This is a genomic window from Actinomyces sp. HMSC065F11, from assembly GCF_001813085.1.
Taxonomy (GTDB): domain Bacteria; phylum Actinomycetota; class Actinomycetes; order Actinomycetales; family Actinomycetaceae; genus Gleimia; species Gleimia europaea.
Genome location: NZ_KV811470.1, coordinates 342,993 through 361,647, shown reverse-complemented (window position 1 = coordinate 361,647; position 18,655 = coordinate 342,993). Strand labels below are relative to the sequence as shown.

Annotated in this window: 22 protein-coding genes; 15 read left to right on the top strand and 7 right to left on the bottom strand. The window is 57.2% G+C overall.

Annotation, left to right across the window (positions count from 1 at the left end):
* Positions 1–8: 8 nt before the first annotated feature.
* The 3 genes from HMPREF2891_RS04105 to HMPREF2891_RS04095 are packed head-to-tail and all read left to right on the top strand — an operon-like array spanning position 9 to position 4,080.
* Complete coding sequence (locus tag HMPREF2891_RS04105; protein ID WP_070621165.1) at positions 9–2,474, top strand: DMSO/selenate family reductase complex A subunit; 2,466 nt, start codon at positions 9–11, stop codon at positions 2,472–2,474.
* A 10-nt stretch (positions 2,475–2,484) separates the two neighbouring features.
* A complete protein-coding gene (locus tag HMPREF2891_RS04100; RefSeq protein ID WP_083309467.1) occupies positions 2,485–3,102 on the top strand; it encodes a DMSO/selenate family reductase complex B subunit in 618 nt (205 codons plus the stop codon).
* A 3-nt stretch (positions 3,103–3,105) separates the two neighbouring features.
* Complete coding sequence (locus HMPREF2891_RS04095) at positions 3,106–4,080, top strand: dimethyl sulfoxide reductase anchor subunit family protein (RefSeq protein WP_034506322.1); 975 nt, start codon at positions 3,106–3,108, stop codon at positions 4,078–4,080.
* 72 nt (positions 4,081–4,152) lie between these two features.
* On the opposite strand, the gene HMPREF2891_RS04090 is transcribed toward HMPREF2891_RS04095, so the two are convergent.
* Both HMPREF2891_RS04090 and HMPREF2891_RS04085 read right to left on the bottom strand, forming a co-directional pair.
* Positions 4,153–4,593 (bottom strand): molybdenum cofactor biosynthesis protein MoaE, encoded by a 441-nt coding sequence (locus HMPREF2891_RS04090; protein ID WP_070621167.1) that lies wholly within the window; start codon positions 4,591–4,593, stop codon positions 4,153–4,155.
* A complete protein-coding gene (locus HMPREF2891_RS04085; protein WP_034506331.1) occupies positions 4,590–4,889 on the bottom strand; it encodes a DUF6457 domain-containing protein in 300 nt (99 codons plus the stop codon). The genes HMPREF2891_RS04090 and HMPREF2891_RS04085 overlap by 4 nt, the downstream gene beginning before the upstream one ends.
* Before the next feature lie 167 nt (positions 4,890–5,056).
* Between HMPREF2891_RS04085 and HMPREF2891_RS04080 the strand changes: the two genes are divergently transcribed.
* The 3 genes from HMPREF2891_RS04080 to moaC are packed head-to-tail and all read left to right on the top strand — an operon-like array spanning position 5,057 to position 7,070.
* Positions 5,057–5,704: a TorD/DmsD family molecular chaperone gene (locus HMPREF2891_RS04080; protein ID WP_070664248.1), complete on the top strand. Its 648-nt coding sequence runs from the start codon at positions 5,057–5,059 to the stop codon at positions 5,702–5,704.
* Positions 5,705–5,743: 39 nt separating this feature from the next.
* Positions 5,744–6,592 (top strand): ATP-binding protein, encoded by an 849-nt coding sequence (locus HMPREF2891_RS04075; RefSeq protein WP_070663965.1) that lies wholly within the window; start codon positions 5,744–5,746, stop codon positions 6,590–6,592.
* A 7-nt stretch (positions 6,593–6,599) separates the two neighbouring features.
* The gene (gene moaC / locus HMPREF2891_RS04070; RefSeq protein ID WP_070621170.1) at positions 6,600–7,070 is read left to right on the top strand and encodes a cyclic pyranopterin monophosphate synthase MoaC; all 471 of its coding nucleotides are present in this window, start codon (positions 6,600–6,602) and stop codon (positions 7,068–7,070) included.
* Between the two features lie 3 nt (positions 7,071–7,073).
* Here the strand turns inward: moaC and HMPREF2891_RS04065 are convergent, their stop codons facing one another.
* Positions 7,074–7,553 carry a MogA/MoaB family molybdenum cofactor biosynthesis protein gene (locus HMPREF2891_RS04065; RefSeq protein ID WP_070663964.1) on the bottom strand — a complete coding sequence of 160 codons (480 nt, stop codon included), beginning with the start codon at positions 7,551–7,553 and terminating at the stop codon, positions 7,074–7,076.
* Positions 7,554–7,612: 59 nt separating this feature from the next.
* Between HMPREF2891_RS04065 and HMPREF2891_RS04060 the strand changes: the two genes are divergently transcribed.
* The 5 genes from HMPREF2891_RS04060 to HMPREF2891_RS04040 all read left to right on the top strand — a co-directional run bounded on the left by HMPREF2891_RS04060 (position 7,613) and on the right by HMPREF2891_RS04040 (position 12,867).
* Positions 7,613–8,335, top strand: coding sequence for a HesA/MoeB/ThiF family protein (locus HMPREF2891_RS04060; protein WP_070663962.1), 723 nt, complete (start codon positions 7,613–7,615; stop codon positions 8,333–8,335).
* Between the two features lie 8 nt (positions 8,336–8,343).
* Positions 8,344–9,579 (top strand): molybdopterin molybdotransferase MoeA, encoded by a 1,236-nt coding sequence (gene glp, locus HMPREF2891_RS04055; protein ID WP_070663961.1) that lies wholly within the window; start codon positions 8,344–8,346, stop codon positions 9,577–9,579.
* A 118-nt stretch (positions 9,580–9,697) separates the two neighbouring features.
* The gene (locus HMPREF2891_RS04050) at positions 9,698–10,093 is read left to right on the top strand and encodes a TOBE domain-containing protein (RefSeq protein WP_034506349.1); all 396 of its coding nucleotides are present in this window, start codon (positions 9,698–9,700) and stop codon (positions 10,091–10,093) included.
* Positions 10,094–10,112: 19 nt separating this feature from the next.
* A complete protein-coding gene (gene modA, locus HMPREF2891_RS04045; RefSeq protein ID WP_083309468.1) occupies positions 10,113–10,880 on the top strand; it encodes a molybdate ABC transporter substrate-binding protein in 768 nt (255 codons plus the stop codon).
* Positions 10,881–11,004: 124 nt separating this feature from the next.
* A complete protein-coding gene (locus tag HMPREF2891_RS04040; RefSeq protein WP_070663959.1) occupies positions 11,005–12,867 on the top strand; it encodes an ABC transporter permease in 1,863 nt (620 codons plus the stop codon).
* Between the two features lie 68 nt (positions 12,868–12,935).
* On the opposite strand, the gene HMPREF2891_RS09950 is transcribed toward HMPREF2891_RS04040, so the two are convergent.
* From HMPREF2891_RS09950 to HMPREF2891_RS04030, 3 genes are all read right to left on the bottom strand, one after another.
* Positions 12,936–13,010: a 50S ribosomal protein bL37 gene (locus tag HMPREF2891_RS09950; protein ID WP_370870625.1), complete on the bottom strand. Its 75-nt coding sequence runs from the start codon at positions 13,008–13,010 to the stop codon at positions 12,936–12,938.
* A 123-nt stretch (positions 13,011–13,133) separates the two neighbouring features.
* Entirely contained in the window at positions 13,134–13,397 is a 264-nt protein-coding gene (gene rsrA, locus HMPREF2891_RS04035; protein WP_034500396.1) for a mycothiol system anti-sigma-R factor, read from the bottom strand.
* Positions 13,390–13,992, bottom strand: coding sequence for a sigma-70 family RNA polymerase sigma factor (locus tag HMPREF2891_RS04030; RefSeq protein ID WP_070621177.1), 603 nt, complete (start codon positions 13,990–13,992; stop codon positions 13,390–13,392). Before HMPREF2891_RS04030 ends, rsrA begins: the two co-directional genes overlap by 8 nt.
* Before the next feature lie 95 nt (positions 13,993–14,087).
* Between HMPREF2891_RS04030 and HMPREF2891_RS04025 the strand changes: the two genes are divergently transcribed.
* The 3 genes from HMPREF2891_RS04025 to rsgA are packed head-to-tail and all read left to right on the top strand — an operon-like array spanning position 14,088 to position 16,942.
* The gene (locus HMPREF2891_RS04025; protein WP_034506356.1) at positions 14,088–14,597 is read left to right on the top strand and encodes a DoxX family membrane protein; all 510 of its coding nucleotides are present in this window, start codon (positions 14,088–14,090) and stop codon (positions 14,595–14,597) included.
* Positions 14,587–15,906 (top strand): 3-phosphoshikimate 1-carboxyvinyltransferase, encoded by a 1,320-nt coding sequence (aroA, locus tag HMPREF2891_RS04020; RefSeq protein ID WP_070621178.1) that lies wholly within the window; start codon positions 14,587–14,589, stop codon positions 15,904–15,906. Before HMPREF2891_RS04025 ends, aroA begins: the two co-directional genes overlap by 11 nt.
* Entirely contained in the window at positions 15,899–16,942 is a 1,044-nt protein-coding gene (gene rsgA, locus HMPREF2891_RS04015) for a ribosome small subunit-dependent GTPase A (protein ID WP_070621179.1), read from the top strand. Before aroA ends, rsgA begins: the two co-directional genes overlap by 8 nt.
* On the opposite strand, the gene HMPREF2891_RS04010 is transcribed toward rsgA, so the two are convergent.
* Positions 16,939–17,655, bottom strand: a complete 717-nt coding sequence (locus HMPREF2891_RS04010; RefSeq protein ID WP_222566260.1) for a glutamine amidotransferase — start codon at positions 17,653–17,655, stop codon at positions 16,939–16,941. The two genes, rsgA and HMPREF2891_RS04010, sit on opposite strands and share 4 nt — an antisense overlap.
* A gap of 82 nt (positions 17,656–17,737) precedes the next feature.
* On the opposite strand from HMPREF2891_RS04010, the gene HMPREF2891_RS04005 reads away from it, so the two are divergent.
* A complete protein-coding gene (locus HMPREF2891_RS04005; protein WP_186822285.1) occupies positions 17,738–18,643 on the top strand; it encodes an inositol monophosphatase family protein in 906 nt (301 codons plus the stop codon).
* Positions 18,644–18,655 lie beyond the last annotated feature (12 nt).

Below are 18,655 nucleotides of genomic sequence, written 5' to 3'. Positions count from 1 at the left end.
AGGAAATCGTGTCCTTGGCCGACGTCAAACCACGAGAGGGTACACCGGGTCCCTCCCGTCGTTCATTCTTAAAATGGAGCGCCGTCGCCGGAACCGCGACCGCGCTAGCCGCATCCCCCGCAGTGTTCTCCGGTAAGCCGGGCGTTGGTGAAGCAAACCAAGCTTTTGCCGTCGAAGGCCACCCGGAAGCAGAAAAGACAGTTTGGAACGCCTGCGTTATCAACTGTGGTTCCAGGTGCCCACTTCGACTACAGGTTAAAGATGGTCAGGTTGTTCGCGTGCTTCCCGATAACACGGGTGACGACGGCCTATTCACCCGTCAGATCCGCGCGTGTGTACGCGGCCGCTCAATGCGTCAGCGCATTCACAACCCCGACCGCATCAAGGTGCCTCTAAAGCGCAAAGAAGGCACCAAACGTGGTGAAGGCGAATGGGAAGAGATTTCCTGGGACGAGGCTTTCGATCTTGTTGCTGAGCGCTTGAAGTACACGTACGACACGTACGGCCCACAGGCGGTTTACCGCAACTACGGTTCGGGCACTTGGAACGCCCACATTGCAACCAGTGCAGGATGGCAGAAGCTGTTCAACCTCATGGGCGGATACCTCGGTTACTACGGTAACTACTCCTACGCTCAGATCGGCACGATCACCAAGTACTTCTACGGCTCCCCCGACGAGCAGATTTCAAACTCCTTCGAGGACGCCGCGCTGCATTCCGACCTCCTCGTCCTCTGGGGCAACAACCCAATGGAAACGCGCATGTCCGGCGGTGGCCTCACGTTCACCTCACTGTGGGCAAAGAAGCACGGCAAGTGCAAGATCATCGTGATTGATCCGCGCTACTCCGATTCCGCGCAGCTACTGGCCGATCAGTGGGTCCCGATTCGCCCCGGAACCGACGCCGCTCTTGTAGCCGGTCTGGTTCACGTGATGCTCGAAGAGAACCTGCACGACCAGGCGTTCTTGGACAAGTACACGATTGGCTTCGATGAGGATCACATGCCGGAAGGGGCGCCAAAAAATGCCTCTTACCGTTCCTACATTGAAGGCAAGGGAGAAGACGGCATCGAGAAGACCCCCGAGTGGGCTTCAAAGATCACCGGTATTCCCGCGCATACCATCCGCCAGCTCGCCCGCGAGATTGCAGGCGCAAAGGCATGCAACATCTCCCAGGGTTGGGGCCCGCAACGCCACGCAAATGGCGAGAACCAGGCAACCTCGATCTACCTCCTCGCTTGCGTGACCGGTAACGTCGGCATTGCAGGTGGCGGCACCGGTGGCCGCGAAGGCTACTACTGGCCAGTCACGAAGTGGCTCGACAATGGTGAAAACCCCTGCCCGGCGCAGATCTCTTGCTTCGGCTGGACTGACGCAATCGATCACGGTGAAGAAATGACAGCGGCTCGCGACGGTGTTCGCGGCGTAGACAAGCTAGACACCGGCATTAAGTTCCTGCTGAACTACGCAACCAACATGCCGGGCTCGCAGCACGCCGACATCAACCGCACGCGCGAGCTTCTGCAAGACGAAACCAAGTGTGAGTTCATCCTTGCCATCGACAACCAGATGACGCGAAGCGCAGAGCTTGCCGACCTCGTCCTGCCCGACACCACCACAGCAGAACGCCACGACCTCGTGCCCTCCGAATACACGGGCGACATGGCCTACCTGCTCATCGTGGATAAGGCGATTGATCCGCTATACAACTCGATGCCCGCATACGAAATGGTTCGCGAGGTTGCAAAGCGACTCGGATTTGAAAAGGAATTCGAGGACGACCTGGAAACCCTCGCCCGCAAGATGCAGGCCGAAACGGTTCGCGAACACCCCGAATTCCCAAGCTGGGACGAGCTACGCGAAATCGGCGTATACCGCTACCAGAACCCCGAGGGAACAACGATCGCACTAAAGGAGTTCCGGGAGGACCCTGAGGCGAATCCGCTAGAAACACCGTCGGGCAAGATCGAGATTTACTCGACGCAGCTGGCAGAAATGGCAAAGACGTGGGAGTTCCCCGATGCCAAGCCGGGCGACGAGATTTCGCCAATCCCGAAGCACCTTGCAACTTGGGAAGGCGCAGAAGAAGCACGCACAAACGAGGAATATCCTCTGCAGTGCATTGGTCACCACTACAAGCAGCGCACGCACTCCACCTACGGCAACCTGTCGTGGCTTAATGAAGCGCACCCCCAGATGGTGTGGATCAACACCATCGATGCCAAGGAGCGCGGCATCAAGAACGGTGACCAGGTATTAATCCGCAACGATCGTGGACGGGTTCGCATTCAAGCACGAGTTACCAGCCGTATCGCTCCCGGAGTTATTTCCCTTCCTCAGGGCGCGTGGAGCCGATTCGATAAGGACGGCGTGGATGCCGGTGGCGCAGTCAACACGTTGACTAGCTGGCACCCAACGCCGGTCTCTAAAGGCAACGGCCAACACACTGCCCTCGTTCAGGTAGAGAAGGCTTAGGAGGTTTATTGTGGCTGCAAAACTTGGTTTTTACTTTGATCAGACCGCTTGCAACGGGTGCAAGGCCTGCCAGATCGCTTGCAAGGATAAGCACGACACGCCTATTGGTGTGAACTGGCGGCGCGTAGTTGAGTACACGGGAGGCTCTTGGCAACAAGACGGTGACACCTTCACCCCGAACGTGTTCTCTTACTACACTTCCATCTCTTGTAACCACTGCGAAAACCCAATCTGCGTGCAGGTGTGTCCCACCACCGCAATGAGCCAAGACGAAGACGGCGTGGTTACCGTCGATCCGGGCAAATGTGTTGGTTGCCGTTACTGCGAATGGGCGTGCCCTTACTCGGCCCCGCAGTTCAACGCGGATCTCGGTTACATGACCAAATGTGACCTCTGCTCTGACTACCGTGCTACGGGTCAAAACCCCGCTTGTGTAGATGCCTGCCCCTCCCGCGCACTGGACTGGGGGCCAATAGATGAGCTACGCGAAAAGTACGGCGACGTCCAAGCCGTAGCACCGCTACCAGATCCATCTATTACCAACCCGAACCTAGTAGTTACACCCCACCGCGACGCTCAACCGTGGAACAACCCCTCCGGTGAGATCGCTAACCGAGAAGAGGTCTAGAAAGTGAACGTTCATGAATGGCCATTAACGGCTTTCACCATTCTTGCGCAAATGGCGGTGGGAGCTTTTGTCACGCTAGGTCTAGTAAACCTATTCGCCCAGACCAAGTACTCATCCAAGACCGTAGACCGCTTGGCCAAGCCTGCCCTCTACGCAATCGGACCGGTCATGGTTCTAGCATTGCTTGCTTCCATGTTCCACCTTGGCAACCCCCTGAATGCGCCTAACGCGATCCGTCACATCGCCACTTCGTGGTTAGCGCGTGAAATTCTGTTTGGCGCTGGCTTTGCCGGACTCGGATTCATCTTCGCGGCCGCCACCTGGTTTGGCTGGTTCAACGCGAAAATCCGTAACGCGCTAGCTATCTTCACCGCCATCTGGGGCCTGGGTTTCATCTGGGTTATGGCCCACGTATACATGCTTCCAACCGTTCCTGCATGGAACCACTGGACTACCCCTGCAACCTTCTACATCAGCGCGGCCCTAACCGGTAGCCTTGCAATCGCTCTGGCCTTCAGTGCCTGGCCGATCGTCTCAACAAAATGGCCCAAACTGGACCACGTCCTAACCGGGGCTAACAAGAGCGCGAACGATCCGGCGCAGGCACGCGCAGATATTCAAACTGAACGCGAAACCATCAGCCTGACCAACCAGGCAACCAAATGGATCGCAATTACCACCATCGCGATGCTCGCACTCCAACTAGTGGTTGGCACCTACGCCGCTGCTAAACCGGCCGGGCCCAACCCCGCCGAAGTTGATCCATCGCCAACCTGGTACGCCATTCGCCTCGTCCTGCTTATCATCGGCGCTGGCATCATTGGCCTCTACCTGACCCTAACCACCCACAAAAACCTCGAGGGCGGCCAGCACAAGCCGCTGCTAGCCCTCACCCTCACCAGCTTTGCCCTCGTGACTATCAGCGAGATCATCGCCAGGTTCCTCTTCTACGGAGAGATGAACAGGATCGGAATATAAGCCGGTAAGGACACACGCTTGAGGGCCACAAACACTTCGTTTGTGGCCCTCAAACTATTATCTGCATCAACTCTAGCTTTGGATGTCAGCTATACCCGTCCACTCGTGGTTACCATCTGGAAAATTCTGTTTCTTCCAAACCGGAACGCGAGCCTTAATCTCATCTACAAAATCACTGGTGGCACTGAACGCCATTGACCGGTGCGAGGCAGCAACGACAACAACCATCGCAGTCTCCCCCACTCGGACATGCCCAACGCGGTGAACCGCTGACACAGCATGTACCCCCTCGCGGCCAGCAATCTCCTCAGCAATCTCACGCAAAATCTTCTGTGCAATCTCGTGCGAGGAATACTCGATTGACTCCACGTCCCTGCCCTGGTCATGGTTACGAACCACGCCGTTAAACGTGATAACTGCGCCAGCCTTGTCATCCGCAGTGGCGGCTACGACCTCAGCCTCCTCAAACGGTTCCGGGCTAATCTCAACGCGAACAACGCGGCCACCACTCACTTAGATTCCTCCACAAAATTCTTCTCAATATCAGCAATCAAAGAAGCGATTTTAGCGCGTGCCGTTGTCACCGTGGCCTCATTGTCACCGCCAGCCGCTCCGGCCGCCAGACCAACCAAGAAAGCGGTAAGCGGAGTACCCGGACGCGAAGTGTTATGCGCAGTCATCTGCGCAAGCTTCAACAAATCGACTTCTAGATCCAGAACGACATCCTTATCCACCTCGATTATCTGCGCGGCGCGCGTAAGCCACTCACGCATTCGTTCCATTTTCTGCGGATCATCTTTGCGCTCCATGTGCCCTCCCAAATCTCAGTGAGCTAGATGCTCTTTTAATACTGTAACTATGCAATTCTAAGCCGCGCCGGGGTCAACCGCTCACCGAGTACGACAGGCACCGGCCATACACGGTTAGATAAACTAAGAGAAAGTAAACATTGCAACTAATGTGAGGAATGGCAGGCATGACCGTTTCAGCTGTGGAACAGGCCGAACGCATCTCGGCAGCTGGCAAAGTACTATCCCAGCTTTATCTAAGCGCTCCCGCAGAGCAGCTACGCGAAGCGATGTATTCCCCCCAAATGCTGAACGACTGGCCCCTCACTGACTCAAATTCTATTCAAGGAGTGCGCACCCTTCTTAGCTCGCGCCCCGAAAGCGAAGAAGAAATCAAACGCGACCACCTCTACCTGTTCGTTGGAGCCGGCCGAGCCCTCGCACAACCGTACGAATCCGTGCGTACCTCTGAAGAGGGTCTCGTTTTTGAAGAAGAAACGTTTGCCGTGCGCGCCGCCTACGCGAGGTTCGGGCTTCGCGCCCCCAACTTTAACCGCGAACCCGATGATCACATTGGCCTCGAAATTGCGTTCTTGAGCGACCTCGCGGAACGTGCCGCCGAGCAACTAGGGGCCGGCGAGGACGCGGAAGAAATCCGTACGGCAATGCGCGACTTCCTATTTGACCACCTCGACCGATTTGCGGGAGGAGTTGTTGAGGACATACGCAAACACGCAAAAACTGCCCTGTACAAGGCCGTTGCTGAGTTCACGCTCGGTTTCATTGCCAGCGTTCGCGCATTTGTTGAAACAGAAGGCGCAAATGCGGTCAAATAGTCTTACTAACACAGCAATATCGCGAATAGAGCTCCGCTCATGAACGCGAGTCTGCTTAGATGGATTAGCGATGAGGAGCCCGCCATAACCCTCATCTGCGGCTCCGCTATCCGAACGTACAACAAATCCACTACGCCCCTTCGCGTTGAAGGATGCATTGCCGACACCCCGCTGGCCCTCGCCCCGCAGATTCTAGCTTGTGGTGCAGAAACGCTCACCGTTGATGTGGATGCTTGCGAGTGCGAGAACCGCGAGCGGGCGAGAAAACGATTCGAGGTATGGCAAAGCCTGCTCGGACCAAGGATCAGCGAATATCAGGGTAAATCCCCTCGATTCCGCCCCGCGCAAGAGGTATTGGCGAACTCTGCCCCAGTTTCACGCCGGGCATTGTTTGGGCTGAGCTCGGATAGTTCATTGCCCGTCGACATTTCCGGCAATGAGAGTGCACAACTGAGCGCCGCCCTCGCAATCCTAGGAATCGAGCCTGAAATAGCTGACGAGTTTGCGACCGCCCCAAGCGCGGCGCGCCTGAAGGTCAGTGGTTGCACTGCCTGCGGCGTATGCGTATCCGCGTGTCCAACCCACGCCCTCGCCCTCGAAAATGCTAATGAAAAAGGTAGTTCCACCGCTGTTTTGATGCACGATCGCACCATCTGTGAAGGTAGTGCGAAGTGCATTGAACTATGCCCCGAAGATGCGATCAGCCGCGGGGCCACCCTTTCCCTAGCTGAGATGAAACGCGTGGAAGTTGCGCGCCTGCAAACCGCGAAATGTCGCAAATGTCAATCGTTATTTGAAGATGACGGCGAAGATCTGTGCCCCACATGCAGGCGTGTTGAACAAGATCCATTTGGGTGCTGGCTGCCACCCGGTTTTGAAAGAAAGTAGAAGCGAAATGAAGTTCACTCACCTTAACAATGCGGGCGAGGCCTACATGGTTGATGTCACCGCAAAAGTGCCTACCGTTCGCGAGGCAACCGCGGTTGGGAAAGTCACCGCATCCGAGGCAGTAATGCAGGCACTCCGCGACGGCACCGTTCCCAAGGGCGATGTACTGGCAGTTGCGCGTATTGCCGGCATTTCAGCCGCTAAACGTGTACCCGAACTATTGCCATTGGCGCACACCATTGGCGTTCATGGCGCAGCGGTTGAGCTGGATCTGCAAGACGATCACGTTGCGATCAAAGCCACGGTTCGCACCGCGGACCGCACCGGCGTAGAGATGGAGGCCCTGACGGCCGTCACCGTTGCCGCCCTCGCAATCATCGACATGGTGAAGGGGGTTGATCGCTCCGCCGCCATTGAAGAGTGCAAGATCATCGCGAAGTCCGGAGGCCGATCCGGCAACTGGGTGCGCGAGCAATAGCGGTTAGTGGTCGCCCCCATCCACTTGAGCCAAGATGTGGGAGGCGACCGTCACCACAACCTCGGCCGCGTCGCGAACGCCACCGGTTGAACCGGGCGCATTCACCACGAGTGCGCCCTCTTTTGTTAAACCAGCCACGCCGCGCGCAATTAGGGCGTGGGGAGTGTTCTGCAATCCCTTAGACACGATTGCACTCATTAGGTGGGACAGCTCGCGCTTAATGAGTGGCGCCGTGGCCTCGGGGGTGAAATCGCGCGGCCCTACCCCGGTGCCGCCCGTGGTTAGCACGAGGCGAGCGCCTTCAGCCACGGCCTCGCAAATCGCACACTGGATCGCTTCTTTAGAGTCGGGAATAACTACGGGTGCCCCCGCATCAAATCCCGCCTCCCGCAGAATCTGCACGGCAACGGGCCCAGAGCGGTCTTCATACACCCCTTGGGATGCGCGATCCGAAATCGTAATTACGCAAGCTTTCAGCTCCACGGCGCCTCCTTGATGCGCTAGCGTTTTTCACGTCACTGGTTTTAGCTTACGGTTTACCTATGGGTTCACGATACGAACGCAACATTCTAGTTAAGGACTTTGGCGCGGCAGGTCAAGCAGCTTTGCAAAATGCGCGCATCGGGGTGTTAGGGGCCGGAGGTCTGGGCTCGCCCATCCTCTACTATCTTGCGGCGGCGGGAGCCGGCTACCTGAAAGTGGTGGATTTTGACGCCGTTGAGGAATCCAACCTGCAACGTCAAATTCTGCACGACACCGCGCGCATTGGCCGGCGCAAAGCCGAATCCGCGGCAAGAACGCTACGCACTCTCAACCCCGAAATTACTGTAGACGCTATCTGTGAACGCGTAGGCAAACACAACGCGGCACGTATTTTTGGTGATGTGGACGTGGTTGTCGAAGCCTCAGACAACATGGAAACAAAGTTCATGCTGGCCGATTACTGTGAAACCTCCGGCCAACCCTTGGTTTGGGGAAGCGCAGTGGGAATGCAGGCTATGGTAACCACGTTCACCTCACGCCCGCTTGCCGCGGATCCCAGCGGGAAAACGGCTACTTTGCGCGAGCTGTACCCGCAGTTGCCAGATCCGCAGACCACCCCCACAGCCGCAACGCAGGGCGTGCTCGGCCCCCTCGTTGGAGTTGCCGGGTCCCTAATGGCTATGGAAGTCATTAAGATTGTGTGTGACACACCCGGGGTGCTGGTGCGCCGACTAGCTCTTGTAGATGTGCGCGAAACCGGAGTTAGACTCGTCGAGTTTTAGGAGAATCCTTGATTAGCGTTGAAGAGTACGTTTCGCAAGTAACCGCGGGTATTGCTCCCCTTCCTGCCGAAGAACGGCCCCTGGAATCTGCCCTCGGCACCACTTTGGCAGCGAGCATCGAGGCCCGAGTTGCCGTACCGCCTTTCACGAACTCCGCGATGGATGGGTTTGCGGTACGCGCAGATGACGTGCACGGAGCGTCAAAAGATGCCGGGGTGAACCTGCCTGTTCTCGAGGACGTTGCCGCCGGCAGCACGGCTAACGGTACGCTAAAGCCCGGTTTTGCAACGCGCATCATGACGGGCGCTCCCCTGCCCGAAGGCGCCGACGCGGTGGTGAAAGTTGAAGACACCAACATTGAGCCTGGCCCGGTGCAAATGCCAGATCAAGTCACCATATTCAGTGCGGTCCAGCCCGGAACAAACGTACGTAAAGCAGGCGAAAACGTTGCCGTTGGGGATCTTATTCTTGAGGCAGGAATTACGGTTACTCCCCAGGTGTTGGCAGCGGCCGCCTCGGTAGGCTACGGGAAGCTACCGGTAATCCCGAAGCCTAGGATTGCGATTATTTCTACCGGAACGGAGCTGCAGGATCCGGGGAGCGAGCTCGCTCACGGGCAGATTCCCGACTCGAACGGGATTATGCTCGACGGTTTAGCACACTCGCTGGGAGCAGAAGTAACGTATCGAAGTCGCACCGGCGACGAGCCTGAGCATCTTGAGCAGATGTTCACCGAGGCTGGGCGCTGCGCGGACCTCATCATCACTTCGGGTGGAGTTTCTGCCGGAGCGTTCGATCCTGTCAAAATCGTCGGTAAGACACACAACTTCAACTTCGAAAAAGTAGCCATGCAGCCCGGAAAACCGCAGGGGCACGGCGTCATTAATGTGGATGGCCGGGGTGTGCCCGTCATGTGCCTACCCGGCAATCCCGTGTCGGTCTACGTATCATTCATGCTATTCGTGCGCCCGATTATCGGCATTCTCGCCGGCCGTCCCGGAAGCAAGCTACAGGCGGTTCCCGCTCTGGCCGGCGCGTCGTTCAAGTCTGCCAAGAATCGGCGTCAGTATGCCCCCATGCGTGCCGAGCTCAGCACGAGTGGCATCACGGTTTACCCAACCCACTCGCAAGCCTCCGGCTCGCACCTCATCGCCACCTTGCATCAGGCTACCGGCCTCGTGGCGGTTGCGGCTGACGTAGACGAAGTGGCGCAAGGCGACCTCGTGCAATACATTCCGCTCTAAACCGCGTTCTCGCCTGACCCCGATCCCACGAAACCTTCTCATATCACCAACGCGACATAGCGCAAATGCGGCACTCATGCGATAGTAATACCGCATTTGCTGGTATATGGTTTGGGATATGAAAGATTTACGAGTATCAAATGTGGCCACACTACTGGGCGTATCCACGGACACGGTTCGACGCCTGGTAGAAGATGGCACGATTAAAGGCACGCGCCAAGATGGGCGCATTCTGATCGACGGCAAGTCCCTGGTTGATTACATTCGCCAAATCGCAGCGCAGGACGAGCGTTCTACGCATGGCACGGAAGTTAACTCCATCCGTAACCAGCTGACCGGCATCGTCACAGACATCACCTCCGATAAAGTCATGACCCGAGTCGAGATGATTTGTGGCCCGTTCCGAATCGTTTCCCTAATTTCCACCGAGGCTGCACAAGAGATGAAGCTCGAGGTGGGCTCGCTCGCCGTTGCCGGCGTGAAATCCACCAACGTTTCTGTAAGCCTTCCCTAGATTCACAATGAGGATGAACATGAAGAAAACAGCTAAAATTTTTGCCACCCTCGCCGCCGCATCGATGATGCTCGCAGCATGCTCGGGCTCTCCTGCCCCGGCAGACAAGGAAGGCGCCGAGCCGCAGACGCTAACCGTTTTTGCTGCGGCCTCGCTAAATAAGGTCTTCCCGCAGATTGCTGAGGAAGTTTTTGAGCCCGCAAATGAGGGCGTGAAGGTGTCCTTCTCGTTCGAGGGTTCCTCCACACTCGTGGACCAGCTCAAGAACGGCGCCCCGGCAGATGTATTCGCCTCTGCTGACACGCGCAATATGGATAAGGCAACGGATGCGGACCTCGTTGAGGCGCCAGAACCGTTCGCACTGAACACGCTTACCCTTATCGTTCCGGCAGGAAATCCGGGCGGCGTTACCGGCCTCGACGACTCTTTGAAGTCTGCAAACGTCATCAAGTGCCATGTGGAAGTACCCTGCGGCAACCTGACCAACAAGGTGCTTGACGAGGCTGGAATCGAGCTAACACCGGTTTCCGAAGAGCAGAAGGTAACCGACGTGCGCGGCAAGATCGAGTCGGGTGAAGGTGATGCAGGCTTTGTCTACATGACCGACGCAATCGCTGCCGGCGACAAGGTAGAGATTATCCCCATCGACGTCAAGGGCGTAAACGAGTACCCCATTGCTGTTGTAAAGGATTCTAAGTCTCCTGAACTCGCACGCAAGTTTATTGAGGCGGTGCTCTCCGACGAGGGCCAGGAGCTGCTGAAGCAGTACGGATTCGCCAGGCCATAGTCCGCAAGCAACTGAAGAACACAACCGTCCCGGCATATTGGACCAAGCGCCGCTAACCCTGCCACGTGAAACCAAGGTGCCGGGACGGATTGATAAGTCATAGGCATTGCAAAGGTGGAGCATTTTGAGTAGGCAGCAAAGCACCAGCAGGCGTGAGACCGCGGCGGGACCGGCACCCTGGCTCGCAGTTCCGGCAGGGATAGCGCTGGCCTTCGTGGTCGTGCCATTTATTGGCATGTTCGCCGAGGTGCAGTGGGCAGACCTCCCTGCGCTGTTGGCCGGTGAAGCTGCACGAGACGCTCTTTGGCTGTCCCTCAAAACAACTTTTGCCTCAACTATCATCTCGCTAATTCTTGGTATTCCCCTAGCGCACATCCTCGCCCACACCAGCCACGGTGCACGCGCAAGTTTGGGTAGCGTCTTACGCCTGCTGGTCACGCTTCCTATGGTTGTGCCACCCGTCGTCGCCGGCCTTGCGCTCCTGGTCACGTTTGGACGCCGCGGCCTCATCGGCTCTTACCTGCACGTGCTGGGCATTGATATCGGCTTCAGCACCATCGCAGTAGTTATGGCACAAGTGTTTGTATCCATGCCGTTCCTCGTTATCTCACTCGAAGGCGCACTGCGCTCACGCGGACGCGACCTCGAAAAAGCGGCAAACAACCTTGGAGCTTCTCGCACTCGCATATTCTTTGAAATCACGCTACCCCTTACCGTTCCTGCGATGGCCTCGGGCACAGCGCTAACCTTCGCGCGCGCCCTTGGCGAGTTCGGTGCAACCATCACGTTTGCTGGCTCACTGCAGGGCGTTACCCGCACTCTCCCCCTCGAGATCTATCTGCAACGCGAAATTGACACCGCCACTGCCCTAGCCCTCGCGACCGTGATACTTCTAGTTGCTGGCCTTGTAATCGCTATAACTAGCGCTATTTCGAAAATATCTGCAAAGAGATCCAGCGAGGAGGCGCACGGAAGGGAACCTGAATCTGCGCGCCAGAACCAGTTGGACACCATGTGCGCGTTGAGCGACCTCGATATGTCACTACAGCAGTGGGAAAACGCGCCCGTTGGGATCGAAATAAACGCGGACGTATCCAAGCGACATGTTCATATCGATGCCAAACTGAAGCGAGGCGCTATTACGGCCATTGTTGGCCCGAACGGCTCGGGCAAGACCACCGGGATAGAGCTGATTGCCGGAACTCTAACTCCTTCCAGTGGAAGCAGGAGCCTAAACCTGGGGGAAGATCCCACCATCGTATGGCTAGAGCAACGCGCGCTCCTATTCCCGCACCTAACCGCCTGCCAAAACGTGGCGTTCGGGCCGCGAATCAGAGGCCTTAGTTCCGAGGCGGCAACTAAACGAGCCCTCGCTGAGCTCGAAGCCGTAGGTTGCTTGCACTTAAAAGACCGCCTGCCGAGTGAACTCTCCGGAGGCCAAGCACAGCGCATCGCAATCGCCCGCGCCCTAGCTGTAAACCCCGATCTCGTTTTGTTAGATGAGCCTTTTGCCGCCGTTGACTCTGAGATTGCCTGGCCCCTTCGCCTGGTGCTGCGCGAGCGTATTCGTGCAGCCAAAGCCACCGCCGTGATGGTCACTCACGATCTCACAGACGCCGCATTCATGGCAGATCAAATCATCACCCTGGAAGAGGGACAGGTTAGCGAGAGCGGATTCAAAACCCAGGTCTTGCAGGCCCCCTCCTCCGCCTTCCTAACCCGTCTTACAGGCGCAAACACGGTTACTGAGGGCAATCAAGTCTTGGTGGTTCGCCCATCCGATTTCCGTGTCGAGGCTGGGCACACCGAAGGCGGAATCCATGGGCAAATCCTGCGCCGCGTGCTTTCACCAACTGGCGAGATTGCGATTATCAGTGGCGAGGACGGTGAGCTGCTCTCCGTATCAATCAACGCCTACAACGTCGATCTGCTTCAACCGGGCAGCGCCGTAACGCTTCACGCCCAGCCGGTAGAGTCCCTGCAGTAAACCGGGAAACAGCGTAGAAACCAAACAAAAGAGGCTCCCGGAAAATCCGGGAGCCTCGAAGCTTTTGCTTAAGAGTTGGGTCGCTTGCCGTGGTTAGCGGCGCTCTTGCGACGTGCCCTGCGTTTGCGGCCTCGCTTGCTCATTTCGACTCCTCTACCTACTTCATTAAACAGCTTTGCCATTTTCGCACAATTTGCGAAGTTTTAACAGCCCGGCCTAAGCGAAATCATCGAAAAACACGCAAACGTGACTAAATCAACCCGAAACTAGTCCCACTGCCGCGTAATATGCGTGACTCGCACGCTTGCAACCACGCGCGCGCGAAGCGATGATGGCGCCTGCTTCTCGTAGCACTTACGCATCAGCTCACGCACGTGCATCTCCGCATCCACCCGATCCGCGCAGTGCCTGCACGTCTCCAAGTGCTGTGAAAGGCGATACGCCAACTCATCCTCCAACGCGTCATCAGCAAACGCGTAAAGGAAGGAGCTCAGTTCCTCGCAAGGATCGCAATCATTGTTGTTAAGCATGATCCTCCTTCACTCCAATTCCCATTCGTTTCGCATAATCTGCAAGCGCCGTTCGAAGCTGCGCCCGACCGCGATAGATTCGTGACATCACAGTGCCAACGGGGGTACCCATGATTTGGGCGATCTCTTTGTAAGAAAACCCTTCAACGTCGGCCAGGAGCACCGCCTCGCGATACGTGTCAGAAAGAGACTCGAGGGCTTCGCGAACCGTGTCGTCTGGTAGCGAGTCAAGCGCCGCAGCCTCCGCGGATTCAAGGGCGACCGGATGGTGACTGGAGGCATCAACTAGTTGCCAGTCCTGCACTCCTTCATCGGAGGTTTGTTGCGGCCGCCGCTGATTCTTGCGGTAGGTGTTAATGAACGAGTTCTTCAAGATTCGATACATCCACGCCTTCAAATTGGTACCCGGCTTGAATGTGTTGAACGAGCTAAATGCACGCACATACGTGTCCTGCACCAGATCTTGAGCATCTGCCTCGTTACCGGTCATACGAAACGCCGCCCCGTACAGCTGGTCTAGCAAAGGGAGCGCCTCTTCTTCGAACCGCGCGCGAAGCTCGGCCTCGTCTACCTGTTCCTTCTTGTCCATCACCATCGAGCATACTTGCACCTCCAACAATTAAGGCAACAACAAAGCCCCCATTTTTCTTCCAACCTCCACTAACGCTGAGATGTAGGTAACATGGACCTATGAAGGTTTTACGGATGATTGCAAGGCCACTAATCGTGGCGCCGTTTATTATCGATGGGCTTTCAGCAGTGAAAGACCCAGATGCCCACGCACGTCAGTTCCAGAAGGTTTCACCCTACCTTGAGCGTTTAGGGGTACCTCCGGTAATCACATCGGATGCAAAAATGGCCTCGCGCGCACTCGGTGCTGTCACGGTTCTAGCGGGCACCAGCTTTGCGCTTGGCAAGGCTCCGCGCACCTGCGCAGCCATCCTCGCAGCCACCGCTGTTCCGATTGCACTGGTTCAAAACCCCGTATGGACTGCCAAGGACCACGCCCAAAAAGAGCGCTACCGCCGTGGTTTAGAGCGTTACGGCACAGCCCTAGGCGGCCTAATTCTTGCAACAGTTGACCGCGAAGGTGAGCCCTCCAAGACCTGGCAGCTTGCTAACTGGCGCGAACATCAGCTGGCTCTAACGCAGGCGCGCAACGAAACGTGGGAAGCCGCTAAGGAAGCATTTGACGCCTAACCCTTGGCTCGCGCCACAGGCCACCAAGCCTGTTGATAGCGATGTCACGATTCCCGGTTCGAAGTCTTTGACGAACCGGGAACTCATGCTGTCGGCGCTGGCGACTTCCTCCTCTACAATTTGCGGCGCACTTAGCGCCCGCGACACGCGCCTCATGGTTGAGGCGTTGCGCTCCTTGGGAGCGCAGGTCGAGACCGGAGCTGACAACTGGGCGATCACTCCCATTCCAAGCGTTCCCGGTTCTACACCAATCAGCATTGACTGCGGCCTTGCAGGAACCGTCATGCGATTCGTCCCTGCCCTTGCCGCACGCTGTACGCGACCAGTGCGCCTCACGGCTGATAGCCAGGCAAATGCCCGCCCGATGGCTGGCCTGTTCAAGGCTCTGCGTTCCATCGGCGTGAGCGTTACACATGAGAGCGACGAAACCTTCCCCCTCACCGTGCAAGGCCCAGCGCGCGTGCGTGGCCCCATAAGTTTGGATTCATCCGCCTCGTCCCAATATCTATCCGCGCTGTTACTTGTTGCTCCGTTGCTAGAAAGCGATCGGGAGTTTATAGAGATTGAGCTAGAGGGCACACTTCCATCGCGACCACACGTAGAAATGACGCTTGCCGCGATGCGTCTACGTGGCGTAGACGCCGATTGGACGGGTGAGCGCACACTGCGGGTTAAACGCGGCGACATCAGCGGACGCGACGCGGTGATAGAGCCAGATCTTTCTAACGCCGGCCCGTTCCTCGCCGCCGCCGCAGTTACCGGCGGCCACGTTCGCATCCCCTACTGGCCGCTCCAAACCACGCAGGCAGGCAACGAGTGGCTACCTATTTTGCGCCAAATGGGTGCCGACGTAAACCTCGTGCCGCAAGGCACCGTGTACGGCACGCTGTGCCTGCGTGCCGGCGAACTTCAAGGATTTACTGGCGACATGTCCCAGGTTGGGGAACTCGTTCCTACACTTGCCGCAATCTGCGCGTTTGCAACCGCCCCCTCAACGATCACGGGAATCGGGCACCTTCGCGGACACGAAACCGACCGGCTAAAAGCGATCGCCACTGAACTAACCAAACTGGGTGTGCTCGTTGAAGAGGGAGCCGATTACCTCAGAATTGATGGCACAAACGGCTGGGTGGAAAACCTTCGTGAACCGACTCTGCTACATTCCTACGCAGATCACCGGATGGCCACATTCGGTGCCATTATCGGTCTGCGCGCCCCGCAAATCTACGTTGATGACGTGGAAACCGTGGCGAAAACCATGCCTGATTTTGTAAACCTATGGACGAAAATGCTGGAGCTAAATGTCTAGACGAGACATTGGAACCGACGACCCGCGCGTAAAAGTACGCCCCGGAAAAGGCTCGCGCCCGCGCACCAAGCGGCGCCCCAGCTATGAGGATGCCCCCACGGGACGCGTGATTGCGGTTGATCGAGGTCGCTACCACGTTATTGCCGAGGACGGCACGCGTGTCACCGCTGTGAAAGCCCGCGAAATTGAGCGCGGCGGCATCGTTGTGGGAGATAGCGTAAAGCTGACCGGCGATCTCACGGGACGCAAGGACACTCTGGCGCGCATCGTGCAGGTAAACGAGCGCGAGAGCGAACTCACGCGCTCTGCGGAGGATGCGGAGGCAAAAGGCCGCGAGCGCACCATCGTTGCCAATGCCGACATCATGGTGATCGTGGTGGCGAAGACCAATCCTCCGGTTCGGCCCGGGTTCATCGATCGGTGCCTCGTTGCCGCCTACGACGCAGGTTTAACACCGATAGTGTGCCTCACTAAGGCTGACCTGGGTGATCCGGATGATGTTGCCACGTTCACGGCCTCGTTGGGCATCGAGACCTACACTGTGTCGATGATGCCGGATCACCCTGCACATGCCGGCTACGAGGAGGTCATTGACCGGCTGACCGGGCATACCTCCGTGCTCATCGGCCACTCCGGGGTGGGTAAATCCACGCTCATTAACGCGATTATTCCAAACGCGGACCGGGCTACGGGCCACGTCAATGAAGTGACGGGGCGCGGACGCCACACCTCCACCTCCGTCGTGGCTCTGCCGATGCCGGGCGGTGGCTGGGTTATTGACACTCCGGGCGTGCGTGGCTTTGGCCTCGCCCACGTCGAGCCACACACCGTTGTTGCGGCATTTGAGGAACTGTGGGAAGTCACCGAGGAATGTCCGCGCGGTTGCGAACACCTCACTGACTCTCCAGATTGTGCCCTCGACGACTGGGTTCGAAATGGAGCTGAGGGCAAGGATATTCGCGAAATGCGCGTCCAATCGGTTCGCCGCCTCCTGGCCTCGTTGAAGGTGGCGCAAGAAAAACCCTGGGAGAACTAGCGCGCGTACATGTCGACGAAGTTCGAGATGATTTTGTGTCCGGGCGCAACGTCAACGTCAATGCACTGATCGATGATGCGCTGTTGGTCATCCGGCTGATAGTAGCCTGAAGCGGCATACCCGATGATGCGAAGCTTCAGGGCAGGCCAATCGAGTTCGGGATGGAACTGCGTGCCGTACATGTTCTGTTTTACCTTAAACAACTGGATTGGGCAGGCCTCGCCGCGCGCCAGAAGCGTTGCCGATTCGGGCAGTTGCTCGCATGCCTCCTTGTGGCCTACATAGGCTCGGAATGTGTTTGGAATTCCGCGCGTTATCGGGTCTTCACGCCCCTCTTGCGTGAGCTCAATGACGGGGGCAGAAATAGATTCACCATACTTTTCTGAGATCTTGCCACCCTGGTGACCAAGCAGGGTACCCACGCCATAACAGATGCCAAGAAACGGGAAATCCTTTGCAACCAATTGATCCATGAGGCCTTGAAGCTCTGCTTCTACACGAAGTTGCACATGCGATTTCTTCTCAATCGGGGAGAGCGAGTCGAAGGGAGATCCGCACAGGATCACGCCGGCCCACTCATCCAGGTTGAGCGGCGGGAGCGAACTCTGTTCAAGCCGGTGCCAGACCAGCTGGTTTGAGTCCAGCCCCGAAAGTTTTCTCAGCATTTCGACCTCGGAAGTCAAAATTGCGGGCTCGGTTCGCGTTGTGATCATTAAGAACTTCGCGTTGGATTTCATTTGCTCAGCTTACGGGATTACCCGGCCATGCGCGCCCGCGCGGGGGTAGTTTGGACACATGGATAAGACTTTGCATGGCAGTGGACAAAATATGGCATCGGCCGCGGATTTAAAGCTGGCACACGCCCTCGCAGATCGCGCTGACGCGGTAACGCTGGACCGCTTTCAATCGGATGATTTGAAGGTAGCGACCAAAGCAGACCGGTCTCCCGTTACCGACGCCGATCAATCTACTGAGGCCGCGATTCGCGAGCTACTGGCCACCCATCGCCCGGACGACTCTATTTTTGGCGAAGAAATGGGAGTTACCGGAAGCTCTACGCGCCAGTGGGTGATTGATCCGATTGATGGCACTAAGAACTTCCTGCGCGGCGTACCCGTGTGGGCCACCCTTATTGCTCTGGCCCAGGATGGCGAAGTAACAGTTGGAGTGGTATCTGCCCCAGCCCTTGGCAGACGCTGGTGGGCGGGCAAAGGCCTCGGCGCCTACGTAGGAGTACAACAGGCACTGCGTGAGTCTTCAAACTGTTGCGGCACTAATGATTGCTGCGCTGATACGCCACCTTCGGGCGCATTTGATTATGTGAGCGCCGGGCAGCGCATTCACGTATCTACCATCGACCGTTTTGAAGATGCCTCACTGTCTTACTCTTCCTTGTCAGGATGGAAGGCACGCGGCAAGCTAGACCATTTCTTGGACCTTACTGATCGCATGTGGCGAACTCGCGCGTACGGCGATTTTTGGTCTTACATGATGGTGGCCGAGGGCGTATGCGATATTGCCGCAGAACCAGAGCTAGAAACCTACGATATGGCGGCCCTTGTGCCCATCGTGACCGAGGCGGGGGGCCGTTTCACCTCTTTGCTGGGCGAGGACGGACCGTGGGGTGGCACGGGGGTTGCGACTAATGGCTTGCTCCACGATGAGGTGCTCCAGATACTGGCGTGGGAAGAGGGACTGTAAAATTTTTGTCCG